General features: G+C 60.4%; 17 protein-coding genes. 10 read left to right on the plus strand and 7 right to left on the minus strand.

Annotated features, from left to right (window positions below; all coding sequences use genetic code 11):
- Window positions 1-142 precede the first annotated feature (142 nt).
- Complete coding sequence (locus tag E4P00_RS09055) at window positions 143-655, minus strand: ACT domain-containing protein (RefSeq protein ID WP_005792098.1); 513 nt, start codon at window positions 653-655, stop codon at window positions 143-145.
- 267 nt (window positions 656-922) lie between these two features.
- On the opposite strand from E4P00_RS09055, the gene E4P00_RS09060 reads away from it, so the two are divergent.
- Window positions 923-3,100 carry a malate synthase G gene (locus tag E4P00_RS09060; protein ID WP_216090397.1) on the plus strand — a complete coding sequence of 726 codons (2,178 nt, stop codon included), beginning with the start codon at window positions 923-925 and terminating at the stop codon, window positions 3,098-3,100.
- 162 nt (window positions 3,101-3,262) lie between these two features.
- Here the strand turns inward: E4P00_RS09060 and E4P00_RS09065 are convergent, their stop codons facing one another.
- A complete protein-coding gene (locus tag E4P00_RS09065; protein WP_032879104.1) occupies window positions 3,263-3,709 on the minus strand; it encodes a response regulator in 447 nt (148 codons plus the stop codon).
- Between the two features lie 245 nt (window positions 3,710-3,954).
- Here E4P00_RS09065 and E4P00_RS09070 point away from each other — a divergent pair, with 245 nt between their 5' ends.
- From E4P00_RS09070 to E4P00_RS09105, 8 genes are all read left to right on the plus strand, one after another.
- Window positions 3,955-5,877: a putative nucleotidyltransferase substrate binding domain-containing protein gene (locus E4P00_RS09070; protein WP_348984606.1), complete on the plus strand. Its 1,923-nt coding sequence runs from the start codon at window positions 3,955-3,957 to the stop codon at window positions 5,875-5,877.
- Window positions 5,874-6,581: a 3'-5' exonuclease gene (locus E4P00_RS09075; RefSeq protein ID WP_248131224.1), complete on the plus strand. Its 708-nt coding sequence runs from the start codon at window positions 5,874-5,876 to the stop codon at window positions 6,579-6,581. The genes E4P00_RS09070 and E4P00_RS09075 overlap by 4 nt, the downstream gene beginning before the upstream one ends.
- A 100-nt stretch (window positions 6,582-6,681) precedes the next feature.
- Window positions 6,682-7,200, plus strand: coding sequence for an RNA polymerase sigma factor (locus E4P00_RS09080; RefSeq protein WP_248131225.1), 519 nt, complete (start codon window positions 6,682-6,684; stop codon window positions 7,198-7,200).
- Window positions 7,197-8,165 (plus strand): FecR family protein, encoded by a 969-nt coding sequence (locus tag E4P00_RS09085; protein ID WP_248127982.1) that lies wholly within the window; start codon window positions 7,197-7,199, stop codon window positions 8,163-8,165. Before E4P00_RS09080 ends, E4P00_RS09085 begins: the two co-directional genes overlap by 4 nt.
- Before the next feature lie 206 nt (window positions 8,166-8,371).
- Window positions 8,372-10,810 (plus strand): TonB-dependent siderophore receptor, encoded by a 2,439-nt coding sequence (locus E4P00_RS09090; protein ID WP_216090400.1) that lies wholly within the window; start codon window positions 8,372-8,374, stop codon window positions 10,808-10,810.
- Window positions 10,811-10,872: 62 nt separating this feature from the next.
- On the plus strand, window positions 10,873-11,976 hold the full coding sequence (locus E4P00_RS09095) for a PepSY-associated TM helix domain-containing protein (RefSeq protein WP_248131227.1): 1,104 nt from the start codon (window positions 10,873-10,875) through the stop codon (window positions 11,974-11,976).
- Window positions 11,973-12,155 carry a hypothetical protein gene (locus tag E4P00_RS09100; RefSeq protein WP_078822500.1) on the plus strand — a complete coding sequence of 61 codons (183 nt, stop codon included), beginning with the start codon at window positions 11,973-11,975 and terminating at the stop codon, window positions 12,153-12,155. The genes E4P00_RS09095 and E4P00_RS09100 overlap by 4 nt, the downstream gene beginning before the upstream one ends.
- Window positions 12,156-12,317: 162 nt before the next feature.
- Entirely contained in the window at window positions 12,318-12,947 is a 630-nt protein-coding gene (locus E4P00_RS09105) for a glutathione S-transferase family protein (RefSeq protein WP_032879098.1), read from the plus strand.
- Between the two features lie 186 nt (window positions 12,948-13,133).
- Here the strand turns inward: E4P00_RS09105 and creD are convergent, their stop codons facing one another.
- Genes creD through E4P00_RS09125 form a run of 4 tightly spaced genes read right to left on the minus strand, consistent with a single transcriptional unit; the run spans window position 13,134 to window position 17,152 of the window.
- Window positions 13,134-14,483 carry a cell envelope integrity protein CreD gene (creD, locus tag E4P00_RS09110; protein WP_032879097.1) on the minus strand — a complete coding sequence of 450 codons (1,350 nt, stop codon included), beginning with the start codon at window positions 14,481-14,483 and terminating at the stop codon, window positions 13,134-13,136.
- 52 nt (window positions 14,484-14,535) lie between these two features.
- Window positions 14,536-15,975 carry a two-component system sensor histidine kinase CreC gene (creC, locus tag E4P00_RS09115; RefSeq protein ID WP_248131229.1) on the minus strand — a complete coding sequence of 480 codons (1,440 nt, stop codon included), beginning with the start codon at window positions 15,973-15,975 and terminating at the stop codon, window positions 14,536-14,538.
- Window positions 15,975-16,643, minus strand: coding sequence for a two-component system response regulator CreB (gene creB, locus E4P00_RS09120; RefSeq protein ID WP_078822503.1), 669 nt, complete (start codon window positions 16,641-16,643; stop codon window positions 15,975-15,977). Before creB ends, creC begins: the two co-directional genes overlap by 1 nt.
- Before the next feature lie 8 nt (window positions 16,644-16,651).
- Window positions 16,652-17,152 (minus strand): ATP-dependent zinc protease, encoded by a 501-nt coding sequence (locus tag E4P00_RS09125; RefSeq protein ID WP_005792112.1) that lies wholly within the window; start codon window positions 17,150-17,152, stop codon window positions 16,652-16,654.
- A gap of 173 nt (window positions 17,153-17,325) precedes the next feature.
- Here E4P00_RS09125 and E4P00_RS09130 point away from each other — a divergent pair, with 173 nt between their 5' ends.
- Complete coding sequence (locus E4P00_RS09130; RefSeq protein ID WP_248131231.1) at window positions 17,326-18,234, plus strand: acyltransferase; 909 nt, start codon at window positions 17,326-17,328, stop codon at window positions 18,232-18,234.
- 92 nt (window positions 18,235-18,326) lie between these two features.
- Here the strand turns inward: E4P00_RS09130 and E4P00_RS09135 are convergent.
- Window positions 18,327-18,723: hypothetical protein (locus E4P00_RS09135; protein WP_248131233.1), on the minus strand; the 397-nt coding region annotated here is incomplete at its 5' end.

Below are 18,723 nucleotides of genomic sequence, written 5' to 3' on the forward strand. Positions count from 1 at the left end.
CCCGCCATTTGTGCACAAGCCCTTGAAACTGCTCGTTTTTTGCTCAACTGACGGAGAAGTCCGGCCGACGTGGCCTGGCGTCGGGTCTCTACAGGTTATCCACAGGCCCATGCAAGATTTCCATGCATAACCTTGTGGGTGGTTATTCCTCGTTGCGCAGTTCCACCATCAAATCGTCGGCCAAGGTCTCAAGCGATTCCTGCAAGCGCTCCAGAGACAACGTAGACGGCACCTGCAACAAAGCCTCGGCGTTGAACAACGGGTCCCCGCTCATGGGCGCCGGGCGTACATCGGTACTCAAGCGCTCCACGTTGACACCCTGCTGGCTCAACAGCGCAGTAATCTCGCGCACGATGCCCGAGCGGTCATTGCCCACCAGCGTCATCACAATCGATTTGGACACTGCCGCCTGCCCTGTACTGCCCTCGCCCACCAGCACGCGTATGCCGTGTGTGGATAAGTCTTCCAGCGCGCCCACCAGTGCCTGACGTTGCTCCGTCGGCACGCTGACCCGCAGGATCCCGGCAAACTGCCCAGCCATGTGGGCCATGCGGCTTTCCAGCCAGTTACCACCGTGGGCGGCAATGTTCTGCGCGATGCGTTCAACCAGGCCGGGTTTGTCGGCGGCGATAATTGTGAGTACAAGATGGTCCATGGCGAAGCCCTCTGGAATTCAATCTACAAGGTGGACCCGGGAGCCCTCGAAAACAAATCGTGTACCATTTTTATATTTATCTGGAACAATCCAATAGTTTTTTGAGAACATCCGGTTCTCCGCTGTGACCGTACGACCAAAGTGGGTCGCTAAACGACGTATTTAGTCTAATTTTCACAACCGCAAGTCATCATGTAGTATGCCCAACCGTGCACTACATAATGAAAATCTGAAAAAGCGCATAAGCTCCGCAGAGTGAGGCAAGCAATGACTGAACACGTTCAAGTCGGTGGCCTGCAGGTCGCCAAAGTCCTGTTCGACTTCGTGAACAACGAAGCCATTCCCGGTACCGGCATTACTGCCGACCAGTTCTGGGCCGGTGCCGACAAGGTCATCCACGACCTGGCACCGAAGAACAAAGCCCTACTCGCCAAACGCGACGATTTCCAGGCGCGGATCGATACCTGGCACCAGACTCACGCCGGCCAGGCCCACGACCCGGTGGCCTACAAAGCCTTCCTGCAAGACATCGGATACCTGCTGCCAGAAGCCGCAGACTTTGAGGCCTCGACGCAAAACGTCGACGACGAAATCGCGCGCATGGCCGGCCCGCAACTGGTGGTGCCGGTGATGAATGCGCGCTTCGCCCTCAACGCCTCGAATGCGCGCTGGGGCTCGCTGTATGACGCGTTGTACGGCACCGACGCCATAAGCGAAGCCAACGGCGCCGAAAAGGGCAAGGGCTACAACAAGGTGCGTGGCGACAAGGTCATCGCCTTCGCCCGCGCCTTCCTCGACGAAGCCGCACCGCTGAGCGCGGGCAGCCACGTCGATTCCACCGGCTACAAGATCGTCGACGGCAAGCTGATCGTGAGCCTCAAAGGCGGCAGCAACAGCGGCCTGCGTGACGATGCCCAGTTGATCGGTTTCCAGGGCCCCGCGGCCGAGCCGATTGCGCTCCTGTTCAAACACAACGGCCTGCACTTCGAGTTGCAGATCGACGCCAGCACTCCGGTCGGCCAGACCGATGCCGCCGGCGTCAAAGACGTGCTGATGGAAGCCGCGCTGACCACCATCATGGACTGCGAAGACTCCGTTGCCGCCGTGGATGCCGATGACAAGGTGGTGATTTACCGCAACTGGCTCGGGCTGATGAAGGGCGATCTGGCCGAAGAAGTGGCCAAGGGCGGCAAGACCTTTACCCGCACCATGAACCCTGATCGCGCCTACACCGGCATCGACGGTAACGACGTGACCCTGCACGGCCGTTCGCTGTTGTTCGTGCGCAACGTTGGCCACTTGATGACCATCGATGCGATCCTCGATAAAGACGGCAACGAAGTGCCCGAAGGCATCCTCGACGGCCTGATCACCAGCCTGGCGGCGATCCACAGCCTCAATGGCAACAACACGCGCAAGAACAGCCGCACAGGTTCGGTGTACATCGTCAAACCGAAGATGCACGGCCCGGAAGAAGCCGCGTTCACCAACGAGCTGTTCGGTCGCATCGAAGAGGTGCTGAACCTGGCGCGTAATACGCTCAAAGTCGGGATCATGGACGAGGAGCGCCGTACCACGGTCAACCTCAAGGCCTGCATCAAGGCCGCCAGCGAGCGCGTGGTGTTTATCAACACCGGCTTCCTCGACCGTACCGGCGACGAAATCCACACGTCAATGGAAGCCGGCGCGATGGTGCGCAAGGCCGCCATGAAGGCGGAAAAATGGATCGGCGCCTACGAAAACTGGAACGTCGATATCGGCTTGAGCACCGGCCTGCAAGGCCGTGCACAAATCGGTAAAGGCATGTGGGCCATGCCCGACCTGATGGCGGCGATGCTTGAGCAGAAAATCGCCCATCCATTGGCCGGTGCCAACACCGCCTGGGTACCATCGCCGACCGCTGCGGCGCTACACGCGTTGCACTATCACAAGGTCGACGTATTTGCCCGCCAGGCCGAACTGGCCAAGCGCGAACGCGCCTCGGTGGACGATATCCTCACCATTCCTCTGGCCAGCAACACCGATTGGTCGGACGAAGAGATCCGCAATGAACTGGACAACAACGCCCAGGGCATCCTTGGCTATGTGGTCCGTTGGATTGACCAGGGCGTTGGCTGTTCGAAAGTACCGGACATCAACGATGTGGGCCTGATGGAAGACCGTGCCACCCTGCGTATCTCCAGCCAGCACATTGCCAACTGGCTGCGCCACGGCGTCGTCAACCAAGACCAAGTGATGGAAAGCCTCAAGCGCATGGCGCCGGTGGTGGACCGTCAGAATGCCGGGGACGCGTTGTATCGTCCGTTGGCGCCGGATTTCGACAGCAATATCGCGTTCCAGGCAGCGGTGGAGTTGGTGATTGAAGGGACCAAGCAGCCCAATGGGTATACCGAGCCGGTGTTGCACCGCAGGCGTCGGGAGTTCAAGGCTAAAAACGGCCTGTAAATGAAAAAGCCCTGATCGAGAGATCAGGGCTTTTTAGTTGGGTTGAGGATGACTGAACTGGCGCAATCGGGAGCAAGCCCCCTCCCACATTCTAAAAGTGTTCGCAGTTCAAAATGTGGCAGGGGGCTTGCTCCCGATGAGGCCATCACAGCATCACAAAAATCAGGAAGCCATCCCCAACTCCCGCTTCACCAACTTCGCCAACTTCACGCTATCTATCGGCTTGAGCAAGAAATCCACCACACTCAAGTGCATCGCATCGATCACATCCGGCGCTTCGGCGTCACCCGACATGATGATGATCGGCAGCGCCGCCCGGGTCGACTCACGCACCTGACGGATCAACTCCAGGCCGTTGCTGGGCTGCATGCGCAGGTCGGTGATCAGCAAACCGATAGAGCCGCTCGATTTCAACAAATCCCATGCCGCCTCACCACTGTCGGCGGTCAAGCAACGAATACCGTCCAGCCCCAGGATTTCCGCCAACAGTTCACGCGCATCCTTGTCGTCGTCCACGATCAATACGCGTTGGGGCGGTAAATCAGGCTCGAGCATCACGGCGCTCAGCGCCTCGCGCTCGGCATCACTCAAAATATCGTGGTCGGACATACGTTTCTCAGCAGTTCTAAATCAATCTCCCAGCACTCGTCAGACATCTGTGCAAGGTCGAACAATGTGCACTTCGTCGGAAAGTTTGCCTAGTGGGCGTTCTACGGGGTTTGGACGATAGTCATGTAAGGTTTTTCCCTAGTTTTGCAGCGTTTTCACCGACCTAGACTTACGTCCAATGGGCACCCGCGGTGCAGGAGTCGACCATGCAGCACGATAACGACAAAAAAACTGCGGTCACTGTTATGAGTAAAGCTGATGCATTCGCACAGGCGGGTAAAACTGCTGTGTTGCAGAACATCCACGGCACCTTGCAATTGCTGCAACGCTTCCCGCCGTTCAACCAGATGGAACCGGCGCACCTGGCCTTTCTGGTGGAACAGTGCCAACTGCGCTTCTATGGCCAGGGCGAGAGCATCCTCAAACCGTCGGGCGGGCCGGTCGAGCATTTCTATATCGTCAAACAGGGCCGGGTGATTGGCGAGCGGCCAGACTCGCCAGATCCTACCTTCGAAATCACTACCGGCGAGTGCTTCCCCCTCGCCGCATTGCTGGGTGAACGTGCGACCCGCACCGAACATAAAGCCGCGCAAGACACCTTCTGCCTGCAACTGAACAAGCCGGCGTTTATCAAGCTGTTTGCCCTTTCCAGCCCGTTTCGTGATTTTGCCTTGCGTGGTGTCAGTAGCCTGCTCGACCAAGTCAACCAGCAAGTGCAGCAAAAAGCCGTGGAAACCCTCGGTACCCAATACTCCCTGAATACCCGCCTGGGCGAATTGGCCATGCGCCACCCGGTGACGTGCAGCCCGCACACGCCGTTGCGTGAAGCGGTCACGTTGATGCACGAGCAACAGGTCGGCAGCATTGTGATCGTGGACGAACACAAGGCGCCCCTGGGCATCTTTACCCTGCGTGACCTGCGCCAGGTGGTGGCCGACGGCACCAGCGATTTCAGCCAGGGCATTGACGGCCATATGACCCAGGCGCCGTTCTTCCTGAGCCCGGACCACAGTGCCTTCGACGCCGCTATCGCCATGACCGAACGGCATATCGCCCATGTGTGCCTGGTCAAAGACCAGCGCCTGTGCGGCGTGGTGTCCGAGCGTGACTTGTTCTCGTTGCAACGCGTGGACCTGGTGCACCTGGCCCGCACTATCCGCAATGCGCCCCGGGTCGACAACCTGGTGGCACTCCGCGGTGAAATCGGTCAGTTGGTGGAACGTATGCTTGCTCATGGCGCGTCGTCCACCCAGATCACCCACATCATTACGCTGCTCAACGACCACACCGTCTGCCGGGTGATCGAGCTGACCCTGGCGGAAAAAGGCGACCCCGGCGTGCCATTCAGTTGGCTGTGTTTCGGCAGCGAAGGCCGCCGCGAGCAAACGCTGTACACCGACCAGGACAACGGCATTCTGTTCGAGGCCAAGGACGCAGTCGAAGCTGCCCAGATCCGTGAGCGGCTGCTTCCCCTGGCACAGCACATCAATCAAAGCCTGGCGCTGTGCGGCTTCAGCCTGTGCAAAGGCAATATCATGGCCGGCAACCCCGAGCTGTGCTTGTCCCGAGTGGAGTGGGCGCGGCGCTTCGGCGCGTTTATTCGCGAGGCGACGCCGGAGAACCTGCTTAGCTCGAGCATCTATTTTGATTTGCGTGCAGTGTGGGGCGACGAGCGTGGTTGCGAGCAACTGCGTCAGGGCATTCTCGATCAGGTCGCGGACAACCGTTTGTTCCAGCGCATGTTGGCCGAAAACGCATTACGCCAGCGCCCGCCGGTGGGACGCTTTCGCGAGTTCGTGCTGACCCGCAAGGGCGGCGAAAAGGCCACCCTGGATCTCAAGGTGCAAGGCTTGACCCCCTTTGTCGACGGCGCACGCCTGCTCGCCCTGGCCAATGGTATCCACGCCAACAACACCCTGGAGCGCCTGCGTCAGTTGGTCGACAAGCAAGTGATTGAGCCCCTGGATGGCGCGGCCTACGAAGAGGCCTACCACTTCATTCAGCAAACCCGTATGCAGCAGCACCAATTGCAGACCCGCGAGAACCAGCCCTACTCCAACCGCGTCGACCCCGACAGCCTCAACCACCTCGACCGACGTATCCTGCGTGAATCCCTGCGCCAGGCCCAGCGCCTGCAAAGCAGCCTGACCTTGCGGTATCAACTGTGAGTTGGTTCGGCTGGTTTCATAAGCAAAAACCCGAGCTGAATGCCGCGCAACAACAGCGTCTGGAGCAACTGCCCAAGCCTGGCGCATTGGGCGATGGTTCGTTGCGCAACCAACGCTGGGTCGTGGTGGATCTGGAAACCAGCGGCCTGAACCTAAACCGTGACCAGGTGCTGTCCATCGGCGCCGTGGTGATCGAGGACGGTGCGGTGGATTTTTCGCAACTGTTCGAACGCACCCTGCAACGCACCGACACCAAGCTCAGCCCCAGCGTATTGATTCATGGTCTCGGCCCCAGTGCGATTGCCGCCGGCAGCGACCCGGCCGAGGCACTGCTGGATTTCATGGCATTCGTGGGCGACAGCCCGTTGCTGGCCTTCCATGCACCGTTCGATCAACACATGCTGGGCCGGGCGCTCAAGGACAGCCTGGGTTATCGACTGGCCCACCCGTTTCTCGACGTGGCCGACCTGGCGCCGCTCTTGTGCCCCGACGCCACGCTGCGCGAGGCCGGGTTGGACGACTGGGTCAATCATTTCCAGCTGCAGGTCGGCGAGCGTCATCACGCCAGCGCCGATGCACTGGTCACAGCGGAGCTGATGCTGATCCTGTTCAGCCGTGCACGGCAGCAGCAGATCGACACGCCCCACGCGCTGCAAGAGCGTTTGGCCCAGTGGAAACGGCGCCAACAAGCGCCATCGTTTTAATGTCACCTCCCGACAGACGCCAATTGCGCCCACCCCACGCCTCTGACACAATCGCGAATAATTCTCGTTAGTTTAAACCTACTATTTATTCGGTGATGCCTTGTCGTCGGTTCAGACCCCACACAGTGAGCTTGTTGGCGCGTTGTATCGCGACCATCGTGGCTGGCTGTTGGCCTGGCTACGCCGCAATGTAGCCTGCCCGAGCCGCGCCGAGGACCTGAGCCAGGACACCTTCATGCGCCTGCTGGGCCGCGACGGCTTGCGCGAGCCCCGTGAGCCCCGGGCGTTCCTGGTGGCCATCGCCAAGGGCCTGCTGTTCGACTACTTCCGTCGTACCGCTCTGGAACAGGCGTATCTCACCGAATTGATGCTGATCCCCGAAAGCGAACACCCTTCGCCGGAAGCACAGCAACTGATCCTTGAAGACCTCAAGGCCATCGACCGCCTGCTCGGCAAGCTGTCGAGCAAGGCCCGCGCCGCGTTCCTCTACAACCGCCTCGACGGCCTGAGCCACGCAGAAATCGCCCAGCGCCTCGGTGTGTCGGTGCCCCGTGTGCGCCAGTACCTGGCCCAAGGTATACGTCAGTGCTACATCGCGCTGTATGGCGAGCCCTCGTGACACCCATTGGCTCCAAACCGGTTTCGGCACGGGTGCTGGATGCCGCGATTGCCTGGCAACTGTCTCTGGACTCGGGCGACGGCAGCGCGGTGGAACAGCAAGAGTTCGCCAAATGGCTGGCCAGCGATGAGGAACATGCCCGCGCCTGGCGCCAACTGGGCATGCTCGATCAGCGCTTCAGCGTGGCCGCCGGCCCGGCCCGGGCGGCGTTGCTGCAATCGCGCCACGGCATTCGCCAGCGCGTACGCAAGTTGGGCCGTGGCCTGGCGAGTATCGTACTGGTGTGTGGCCTGGGCTTGTTTGCCGGCGAGCGTTACGTGCCGATCCACTACTGGCTGGCCGACCAGCGCACCGCCACCGGCGAGCAACGCACACTGAAACTGGACGATGGCACTTCCATCAACCTCAATACCCATAGCGCCATAGATGTGCGCTTCGACGAACAGCGCCGATTGATTGTGTTGCAGGAGGGCGAAATCCTCGTCGAAACCGGCCACGACGATTCACGCCCGTTCTATGTGCAAACCCGCGACGGCAGCCTGCGAGCGCTGGGTACCCGGTTTATCGTCAAGCGCGAAGACGACGCTACGCGCTTGAGCGTGTTGCAGTCCGCCGTAGCCGCCCAGCCTGAAGCGCTGCATCAGGAGCACGTTTTCAAAGCAGGCCAGCAAGTGTTGATGCGCAGCGATGGCCTTGGCCCGCTGCTGGCCGTGACACCCGCCACCGACGCCTGGACCCGCGGCATGTTGGTGGTCGACAACGCCCGCCTGGGCGATGTGATCGAAGAACTGGGCCGCTACCGCACCGGGCACTTGGGCGTGGATGACAACGTGGCCGACCTGCGCATCACCGGCAGCTTCCCCCTGCACGACACCACGCTGGCGTTGAATGCGCTGTTGCCGACCTTGCCGGTGCAGATCAAGCAGCACACGCCGTGGTGGGTGACTGTAGCTGCCAAGCCTTAGTTCTGTGGTGACCGGGCAATCGCCATCGGGAGCAAGCCCCCTCCCACATTGGAAGGTACTCACACATCAAAATGTGGGAGGGGGCTTGCTCCCGATGAGGCCCTGAAACACACCGCCAAAAAATAGTTTCACCCAACCCTATCACTTTCCGATTCTCGCTCGGCACCTAGGCAATTGAGAAATATTTCCATTCAGGAGCTGCCCTTATGTCCCGCACGCTAGACACCTTGTTGCGTCCCAGTCTGTTAGCCCTGGCCATCGCCCTCAGCGCCCCGCTGGCGAGCACTTCGCTGATCGCTGCTGAACAAGCCTTGAGCGTGCGCGCCTATAACCTGCCGGCAGCCCCATTGGCCAGCACCCTGAACCAGATCGCCAGCCAGGCTGGCCTGGCGCTGACCCTCAACCCGACACTCGCCGCCGGCAAGACCTCGGCCCCGGTCAAGGGCCAGTTCGATGCACAGAGCGCGTTGCGCGAGGCCTTGCGCGGTACTGGCTTGCAGTTGGAACAAAGCAGTACGGGCACTTACACCCTGGTGCCGGTTCCGGAGGGCGTCGTCGCCTTGCCGACTACCAACATCACCGGCCAGGGCAACTATGAAAGCGCTTGGGGGCCGGTGGAGGGGTATGTGGCTACTCGCACAGCAGCGGGCACGAAGACTGATACACCTATTGCCGAGTTGCCCCGTTCCGTCACGGTCATTACTCGCCAGCAAATGGAAGACCGCTCCGTTCTCAACCTCAACGACGCCTTGCGCTACACCGCCGGCGTGCAGAGCAGTGGCTATGGCTCCGACTCGCGTAGTGATTGGTTACTGGTTCGCGGCTTTGTCCCCACCCAATTCCTCGATGGCCTACCACTGCCCAAGGGTAACTACGCAACGCCGAAAATCGACACTTGGAATCTAGAGCGTATCGCTGTCCTGCGAGGTCCCGCTTCGTCGGTCTACGGGCAAACCCCACCCGGCGGCTTATTGGATATGGTTAGCCGTCGCCCCCAGGCCGAAAGCTCAAACGAAATTGAAGTACAGGCCGGCAGCAATAACCACAAGCAGATCAACTTCGATAGCACCGGAAAAATCGACGACGAAGGCCAGTTCCTTTACCGAGTCAGTGGCGTCGTGCGCGACAGCAATACGGCGGTGGACCACATCCCGGACAAGCGATACAACGTTGCGCCCAGTCTCACTTGGAATATCAACGACGACACCAAGCTGACGTTGCTCACCCAGTTTACTCGCGACGATACCGGTATTACCGGCCAGTTCCTGCCGTTGCAAGGCACCAAATTGAGCTCGCCAGCCGGCAAGATTTCCCATCATAAGAACCTGGGCGATCCAGATTGGGAGTTCTATGACCGCACTTACTACGCACTGGGCTACGCGTTTGAAACGCGCCTGAACGACACTTGGCAGTTCCACCAGAACCTGCGCTATACCAAGAACGACTTGTCGTTCCAGGGCCTGACCGCCGGTGGTGCGTTCTTTCCGAATGGCCCGGAAACCGCGGTTGACGCTGACGGCAACGTGCGTCGTTCAGCCGGCAAGGTCGATGAGGACATCAGTCAGTTCGCGGTCGACAACAACTTGCAGGCCGACTTCAAGACTGGCGCCGTGAACCACACACTGCTGCTGGGTCTGGACCATCAGCGCTCCACCAGCAATGCGCGCTGGGACTGGGGCTCGACCGGCGTGCCAACCATCAATTTCAATCGCCCGGTGTATGGACAGGACTTCTCCAATGTCCAGTACTTCACCATGTATGACTACACCCAGAAGACCCAACAGACCGGCCTTTATATCCAAGACCAGATGGCACTGGACAATTGGCGACTGACGTTAGGCGGGCGGGAAGACTGGGTACACACCGGCACTACTTTCCATAACCTGAACGACGTCACCAACACACAACGCGACAAGCATTTCAGCGCAAATGCCGCGCTGAGCTATGTGTTCGATAACGGCATCACGCCGTACCTGTCCTATGCCGAATCGTTCCAAGCTGGTACCGGTACACAAGTGGCCAGCACCGGGGCTTTCAAGCCGACCGAAGGCAAGCAGTACGAAGCAGGGATCAAGTACCAGCCACCGGGCACAAAGGCCTTGCTTACAGCGGCGGTATTTGACCTGACCCAAAAGAACTCCACGGTGACTGAGGGCAGCATCACGCGCCAGATCGGTGAAGTGCGCAATCGAGGTCTGGAGTTGGAAGCCAGCGCCGACGTCACCGACAGCCTCAAACTGGTAGGCTCCTACACTTATAACGATAGCGAGATCACCAAGGGCGCGACCGGTGAAGAAGGCAATCGCATGAACCAGCTACCACGCAACCAGGCGACAGGATGGGCCGATTACACGTGGCGCAGTGGGTTACTGGACGGCTTCGGTGTGGGTGCAGGCGTGCGCTACGTTGGCGATACCTACGGCAACGCCGCCAACACCGAACTCGGCCATGTAGGTTCCTACACTGTCTACGACGCCTCGGTGCACTACGACCTAGGCCGTGTGAACAGCGCCATGAAGGGTGTCACAGTGGCCGTGGACGCCAAGAACATCTTCAACAAGGACTACCTCTCCACCTGCGACGGTTTCTATTGCTACTACGGTGACCAGCGCAACGTGGTCGCCAGCGTGAACTACAAATTCTAAGACGGTGAAAAACCGCTTATGAAGGGCCGCCTGAACTGCGGCCCTTTTGCCTTGGAGCCGTGATGAAAAGCAAAACCATCCGCCGCTGGTCCTTCATCCACACCTGGACCAGCCTGATCTGCACCGTATTCCTGCTACTGCTCGCCCTCACCGGCTTGCCGTTGGTGTTCCACCACGAGATCGACCACCTGCTGGGTAACGAGCCCGAGCTGGCACAGATGCCGGCCGATACGCCGCAGCTCAACCTTGAGCAGCTTGTGGCCAAAGCCCAGGCCCATCGACCCGGCCAGGCCATGCAGTACCTGGCGTGGGACGAAGACGACAAGAACGGTGTGATCGCGATCATGGCCGCCACGGCCGGCACCGAACCGAATTCGTCGCACACCTTCATGCTTGACGCCCGCACTGGCGAAGCAGTGGAAACCCCGGCGGCCAATGGCGGGCTGACCCTGTTCCTGCTGCGCCTGCATGTGGACATGTTCGCCGGCCTGCCGGGCAAGTTGTTGCTGGCATTCATGGGCCTTCTGTTTGTGCTGGCGATTGTTTCGGGCACGGTGTTGTACCTGCCGTTCATGCGCCGCTTGAAGTTCGCCACCGTGCGTCAGGACAAGTCCACCCGCCTGCGCTGGCTCGACCTGCACAACCTGATCGGCGTGGTCACCCTGACGTGGGCGCTGGTGGTGGGCGTGACCGGCGTGATCAGCGCCTGCGCCGACCTGATCATCGCCGCCTGGCGCCAGGACAGCCTCAGCGCCATGATCGAACCCTACCAGAACGCCCCGCCGCTGACCCACCGCGCACCGGCCACCGAGCTGCTGAGCATTGCCGCCCAGGCAGCGCCGGGCATGGAGCCGGACTTTATCGCCTTCCCCGGCACACGCTTCTCCAGCGAGCATCACTATGCGGTGTTCATGAAAGGCAGCACGCACCTCACCTCCCATCTGCTCACGCCGGTGCTGATCGACGCCAGCACCCTGGCCGTCACCGCCATCGCCGAGCGCCCTTGGTACATGGACGCCATGGGCATGTCCCAACCGCTGCACTTCGGTGATTACGGCGGGATGCCGATGAAGATCTTGTGGGCAGTGCTGGATGTGCTGACCATCGTCGTGCTGGTCAGCGGCATTTACTTGTGGATCGTGCGGCGCAAGGCGGCCAAGGTATGAAGCCTCGGCAGTCGAATTTCTGGAAGGTGTTTGGCATACCAATGGGGATTGGCCTGCTCAGTGCCGCCGGGTTGTTTGCGGCGTTGCTGGGGGATGGGGTGTGGGATTCTTTGAGTTGGGTGGGGTTGGGCGTACCTGCTGCCATTGGCGCTTGGGCGTTGGGCAAGCGGCGCGGCTGAGGGCGCTATCGGGGGCAAGCCCCCTCCCACATTTGATTTGTGAACGCCGTCCACTGTGGGAGGGGGCTTGCCCCCGATGAGGCCCTCTGGATCACAAAAATCCCCCTCGCCAGCCACTGCGCAAGCATCTACGCTAGCCCCAGTCCATTTCGAGGAATGCCCATGTCCGCCCCCAGCATGACCTTGTTCCACAACCCCGCTTCGCCGTTCGTACGCAAAGTCCGCGTGCTGCTGAGCGAGACCGGCCAGCAGGACCGCGTGGCCCTGCACGCTTGCCTGCCGACACCGGTCAACCCGGATGCCCAAGTGCTGCAAGGCAACCCGGTGGGCAAGATCCCGGCCCTGCGCCTGGCCGACGGTTCAGTACTGCACGACAGCCGGGTGATCCTCGATTACTTCGACCACCAGCATGTCGGCAACCCGCTGATCCCTCGCGATGGCTCGGCGCGCTGGCGGCGCCTGACGTTGGCGTCGATGGCTGACGGCATCATGGATGCCGCCGTGCTGGTGCGTTACGAGACCGCCATGCGCCCGCTGGAAAAACACTGGGATCAATGGCTCGACGAACAGCGCAACAAGATTCGTCGCGCTCTCGCCGAGCTGGAGCAGGACGCCATCGCCGAACTGGCCAGCCATTTCGATATCGCTTCGATCAGCGTCGCCTGCGCCCTGGGCTACCTCGACTTTCGCCATCCGGATATGCAGTGGCGCTCGGACAACCCCAAGCTCGCCGCCTGGTACGCCGAGGTCAGCCAGCGGCCTTCGATGCAGCAGACCCAACCGCCCGCCTGACATGCATACCTACCCCCTGTGGGAGCGGGCTTGCCCGCGATTGCGGCGTGTCATTCAGTACATCTGCTTCTGAACCACCTCTATCGCGGGCAAGCCCGCTCCCACAGGGGACGGTGGTGGTATTGAGGAAGGTGGCGATCCTTAAGGCCAACTGCGCCCCCGCTTGCTGATCCTCCCGCAACCCAATCATTGCACTTGCTCCACCTTGCGCTTACCCACCCCATACCAATCCAGCTTGCGCGTCAGCACCATAACCGTGCCCAGCAGGCCAAACAGCAACAGCGAGCCCATCAACAGCGCGTAATCCTCGGCACTGAGCAACCCGAACAACAAACCATACAACGCCGCCAACCCTGCCGAGAACCCCAGCCCATGGACGACGCTGCGCAGCACGTGGCACACGTAGAAACCGATCAACAGCACACAGGCACTGGCCGATATCAGGTACGCCAAGGCAAAGCCCACATGCTCGGACAGCGACAACAGCAACAGGTAGAAAAACGCCAGCGCCACGCCCACCAATGCATACTGAATCGGGTGCACCGCCAGGCTCTTGAGCACTTCGAACAGGAAGAAGCCAGCGAAGGTCAGGGCGATAAATAACAGCGCGTATTTGATCGCACGGTCGCTCTTGAGGTACTGGTCCACCGGGTCGATGAAGTTCACACCAAAGCTGCGGTTGTTGAAGTCTTCGCAGCCCTGGCGGTCCAGGCAGCTTTGCAGCGCTTGTTCAAGGTTGGTGGAGAAGAATGAGGTCTGCCAACTGGCACTGAAGCCCTGGTCGTTGACTTCCCGTTGAGCCGGCAGGAAGTTGCCGATGAAACTCGGGTGCGGCCAGTTGGACGCCAGGGACACCTGGCTGGTCTTGCCCACCGGCACCACTTGCAGTTGTTCGGTGCCTTGCAGACGCAGGTCGAAGGCGAAATCCAGCACGGCAGGTTTCTTGCCGTCTTGCGTCGGCAACATCACATGCACGCCCTCGCCCAGCCAGTCCACCTGCGAGCCCGGCGAGAACTCCAGGCGCTGATCACCCAGCTCCAGCTTCAAAGCGTTTTCAATGCCGCGAATATCGCTGATGCCCACCGCCAGAAACGCAGGCTCAAAGCGGTAATCGGCAAAGTCTTCGGTGATTCCCAACTGCGCAGGCAATTCAAAACGCCCGCTGATACGGTTGTCGGCATGGAACAACCGCGCCTGGTAGATACCCCGCGCACGCAGTTCGGTTTGCACCTTGCCGTCGAGCTCGAAATGCTCCGGCAGGAAATACAACCGGCCACGCTCTTCACGGGTTTCTTCGTAGCGTTTATTGAGCTTTTCATTGAGCTTCCATTCACGCACCGTCTTGCGAAACGGCACCACCATCACCGGCCCGGTGAGGCGCTGGGCGTAACTGGAGCTGCGGGCGATGTCCATCAATACGCCGTCGCGCAGTTGCTGGCGGTCGGTGATGATGCCATTGATCATCAGCAACGGAATCAGCAACAGCAGGATCAGCAGCGCAATCGCGCCAAGTTTGAAAAGCAGGCTGCGGTTCATGAGTCTCTCCCTGTTTGAATGGGGGAGAGTCTGCCCAGCCGGTATGGGGGATTTATGTGGGCAATGTGGAGACTGTGTGGAGATGCAGCACTGCTTGCACGCCGCCTGGCACATTGCCGATCTGCAGCGAGCCGCCGTGCAGCTTCATCACCTCCTCGACAAAGTTGAGCCCCAGGCCCGTGCTTTTGCGCCCGCTGGCCGGGCGTGGCAGCGAGTAGAACCGCTCGCTCAGGCGCGGCAGCGCGTAATCGGGAATCGCCGCGGCCTGGTTGAACAGACTGACCTGCACATCGTTATGCCGCACCTGGGCGCTGAATCTCAGCGTGCCGCCGGGAGGGGTGAAATCCAGCGCATTGTCGAGCAGGTTGCCCAGGGCCTGACGCAGCAGGAAGGGTTCGCCAAACACCTTCACATCGGCGGCGATGACCTGCTCCACCTGCAAGCCGGCGCCTTCGATTCGCGCACATTGGGCCTTGAGCACCTCATCGACCAACACCGCCAGCGGGATGTTCGACTGTTCCTCCAGCCCCTGACGTTGCTCAACCTGGGCCAGGTTCAACAGGCGTTCGATCAACTGTTGCAGGCGCGCGCTTTCGCTGTCGATATTGCCGACAAACCGCTGCTGCTGCTCACGGCTCATATCGCCCTGCAACAGCTCCGCCGCACCGCGAATCGCCGCCAACGGGCTTTTCAATTCATGGGTCAGCGTATGCACGTAGCGCTCTACGTAAGCCTTGCCTTCCAACTGCGTGCGCATGTGTTCCACGGCGGTGGACAACTGCTTGAGCTCGCCGCCGCGATAATGCGGCAACTCGGCGCGGCGGCCCTCGCTCACGGCTTCGGCATAGGCGGTAAGGCGTCTGAGGGCGACGGTCAGCCACCACGACAATAGCGCCCCCAGCAACAGGCCCAGAATCACCAGCCCCGCGCCGTACCACAGCAGGCGACGCTCAGTACGATCCACGTAGGGTTGCAACGAGCTGTTGGGCTTGGCCACGGTGACCACGCCGATGATCTGGCCGTTATCGCGAATCGGCGCCCCCACGTGCATCACGGATGACGTGGGATCGTCCGCGTCGCTGCGGGTGGAGCGCGCACCGTATTCGCCGCGCAGGGTCAGGTACACGTCGTTCCACTTCGAATAGTCCTGACCCACCGCTTCACCGCTGGAGTCAAGCAGGACCCTGCCCTTGGCGTCGGTCACATAAATACGATGGTTGACCTGGTTTTTCGGCAGGCCCCAGATCACCGCACCCGGCTGGCGATTGCCGTAAGCCTTGAGCAGCGCTGGCCAATGACTCTGGCCCAGGGTGCCGTTCTTCACATCTTCGCGCAGGATTTCAGCCAGCAGGTTGGCGGTGTCTACCAATGTTTCTTCGGTAGACTGGCGCACGCCGGGGCGGATTTCTTTCATCACCGTGTTGAGTACGAAGTAGCCGGTCAGGCCGATAAACAGCGCATACACCAGGAAAATCCGCAGCCCCAGGCGCATCAGCTGTGGCTCGGGCTGTAGCTGTAGCCCAGGCCGCGATGGGTCTGGATCGGCTCGGCCTGCGCCGCCACGCTACGCAATTTGCTGCGCAGGCTTTTGATGTGGCTGTCGATATTGCGCTCGTAGCCGGCATCGGCGGGCACACCGACGGCGTCCAGCAGTTGCTCGCGGCTGAACACGCGCTCGGGTTGTTCCAACAGGCTTTGCAGCAGGCGGAACTCATGGCGCGTGAGGCTCAGGGGTTGCCCGCGATAGTGGATCTGCATGCGCTCCAGGTCCACCTGGAACAGCATCGGGGCCGCACCCGGGCCAACACGCTTGAGAATCGCCCGGACCCGCGCCGCTACTTCCCGAGGGCTGAAGGGCTTGACTACATAATCGTCGGCACCGATTTCCAGCCCCACCACCCGGTCGATCTCGGCATCCCGGGCACTGAGGAACATCACTGGCACTTCGCTGAACCGGCGCAGGTGCTTGCAGGTTTCAAAGCCAGTGATGTCCGGCAGGCCGATGTCGAGAATGATCAGGTCGGCCGGGCTCTGGCGCTGATGCTCCAGCGCCGCCTGGCCAAGGGTCAGCCAGGTGGTGGTGAAGCCCTCGCCTTGCAGGGCAAAGATCAGCGTGTCGGCTATCGCCGCTTCGTCTTCGACAATCAGGATGTGCGGCATGGGTTCAATCAGCAGTCCGGTTTGTCGGCAGTGTAGCGACGTGCCGGGTTCACCGCCGCGCCAAATTCACGCAGGGCCTTGGCGCCGATCAACAGCGGGTAGTTGAAGCTGCTGCGGTCGGTGAGGTTGACCTCTACGGTGCGCTTGACGTCACCCAGGCACATCTCCAGATCGATCACCGGACGCTTGGCCACGCTGGCTTCGTCCTTGTCATCGTCTTCGTCGGCACGGCTCTTGATCTTGCTGATGCGCGACACCTTGTGCTCGTAGACCTTGTTGCCGGCGTCCTTGCCGCCGAGGCGGAAGCGCACCCAATCGTCGCCGTCGCGGGTGAAGGTCTCGATGTCCCGGGCCGACAGCGAGGCGGTCAGCGCGCCGGTATCCATCTTGGCCTTGAAGGTTTCGCCGATCTCCGGCAACTGGATGTATTCGTAGCGACCATAAAGGGTCGGTTCGGCAGCCATGACAGGCAGGGCCAGCAGAGCGAGGGAGGCAAATAACAGTTTCACGAAGTGAGTTCCTCGGAAAGAAGTAGGCGGATTCTAGACCGCAAACGCGGCACTTGGTTAGTGACTGCCACCCTACACGGCACATTGTGAAACATTCGTCCGCTGATTTGCGATTTGGCCTCTAGACTGACCTTGCTTATCATGGCCCACCCACAAGATTCCAAGAGTTATTTATGCGCCGCCTGCTCACCGGCTGTTTGGTCACACTGCTGCTGTTACTCAACACGCTGATCCTGATCGGCCCCTTGATGGTCTTTGCCCTGCTCAAGCTGGTGGCGCCGGGCCGCTCGCGTGACTATGCATCCTGGGCGGTAATGTGGATCGCCGAGACCTGGGCCGAGATCGACAAGTTGATTTTCTCGCTGTGCATTCCAACCCAATGGGATATCCGCGGCGGTGAGGACCTGCGCAGTGACACCTCCTACCTGGTCATCAGCAACCACCAATCCTGGGTCGATATTCCGGCACTCATCCAGGCGCTGAACCGGCGCACGCCGTTCTTCAAATTCTTCCTGAAAAAAGAGCTGATCTGGGTGCCCTTCCTCGGCCTGGCCTGGTGGGCGCTGGATTACCCGTTCATGAAGCGCTATACCAAGGCATTTCTGGCCAAGCATCCTGAACTGGCAGGGCAGGATCTGAAAATCACCAAAGAGGCCTGCGAGCTATTCAAGCGCCAGCCGGTGACGGTGGTCAATTACCTGGAAGGCACGCGGTTCAGCGAGGCCAAGCGCGCGCAACAGGATTCACCCTTTACCCGGCTACTCAAGCCCAAGGCAGGCGGCGTCGCGTTTGTACTGGCGGCGATGGGTGAACAGCTGGACGCGGTACTCGACGTCACCGTGGTCTACCCGCAACACAAGATCCCGGGGTTCTGGGACTTGATCAGTGGCGCGGTGCCGAAGGTGATCGTGGATATCCGCACCCGCGAGCTGGACCCGGCGTTGTGGCAAGGGGATTACGAGAATGATCCGGCGTTTCGCCAGACCGTCCAGAACTGGGTCAACCAGCTCTGGGCGGAAAAGGACCGCCGAATCCATGAACTGCTGGAAAACGACGGCATGCAATGCGAAAGCCAACGATGATGGAACCTTCCAAGGTCATACACGAGACCTTGAAAGGTAATCCATAGTGGTGTCTTGCTTCCTGCAGCTCCCTACTGTTTCGACGCTACCGCTCAAGCCAGCTCATTTATGCTGTTGCGCAGAGCATCTCGTACCTGCGTAGGGTTGGTCCTGTCAAAAAGGGAATCCAAAGCAGTGCGCATCTTTGCTGATGCTTGCGAGATATCGCCTCCAGCGGCCTGGACGCCCAACACCTCAACGAGATTGGAAATCACTGCGTCAGCGGAAGCCTGCACAGACGAGGGCACATTTGCCAAATCGCTGCGCGGCACTCCGGATGCATCAACCTCTTTTGGTTGGCCGTCCTCACCCTTCACAAGGTGCACACCGCCTTCAGGCAACGGTTTGTCTACCGGCCACTCTTTAGCAGCAGTGACTGCTTCTGGTTGACCGTCCGTACCCTTCACAAGGTGCACGCCGCCTTCAGGCAACGGTTTGTCTACCGGCCAC

It is taken from the genome of Pseudomonas sp. B329 (genome assembly GCF_023127835.1).
GTDB classification, from domain to species: Bacteria; Pseudomonadota; Gammaproteobacteria; order Pseudomonadales; family Pseudomonadaceae; genus Aquipseudomonas; species Aquipseudomonas synxantha_A.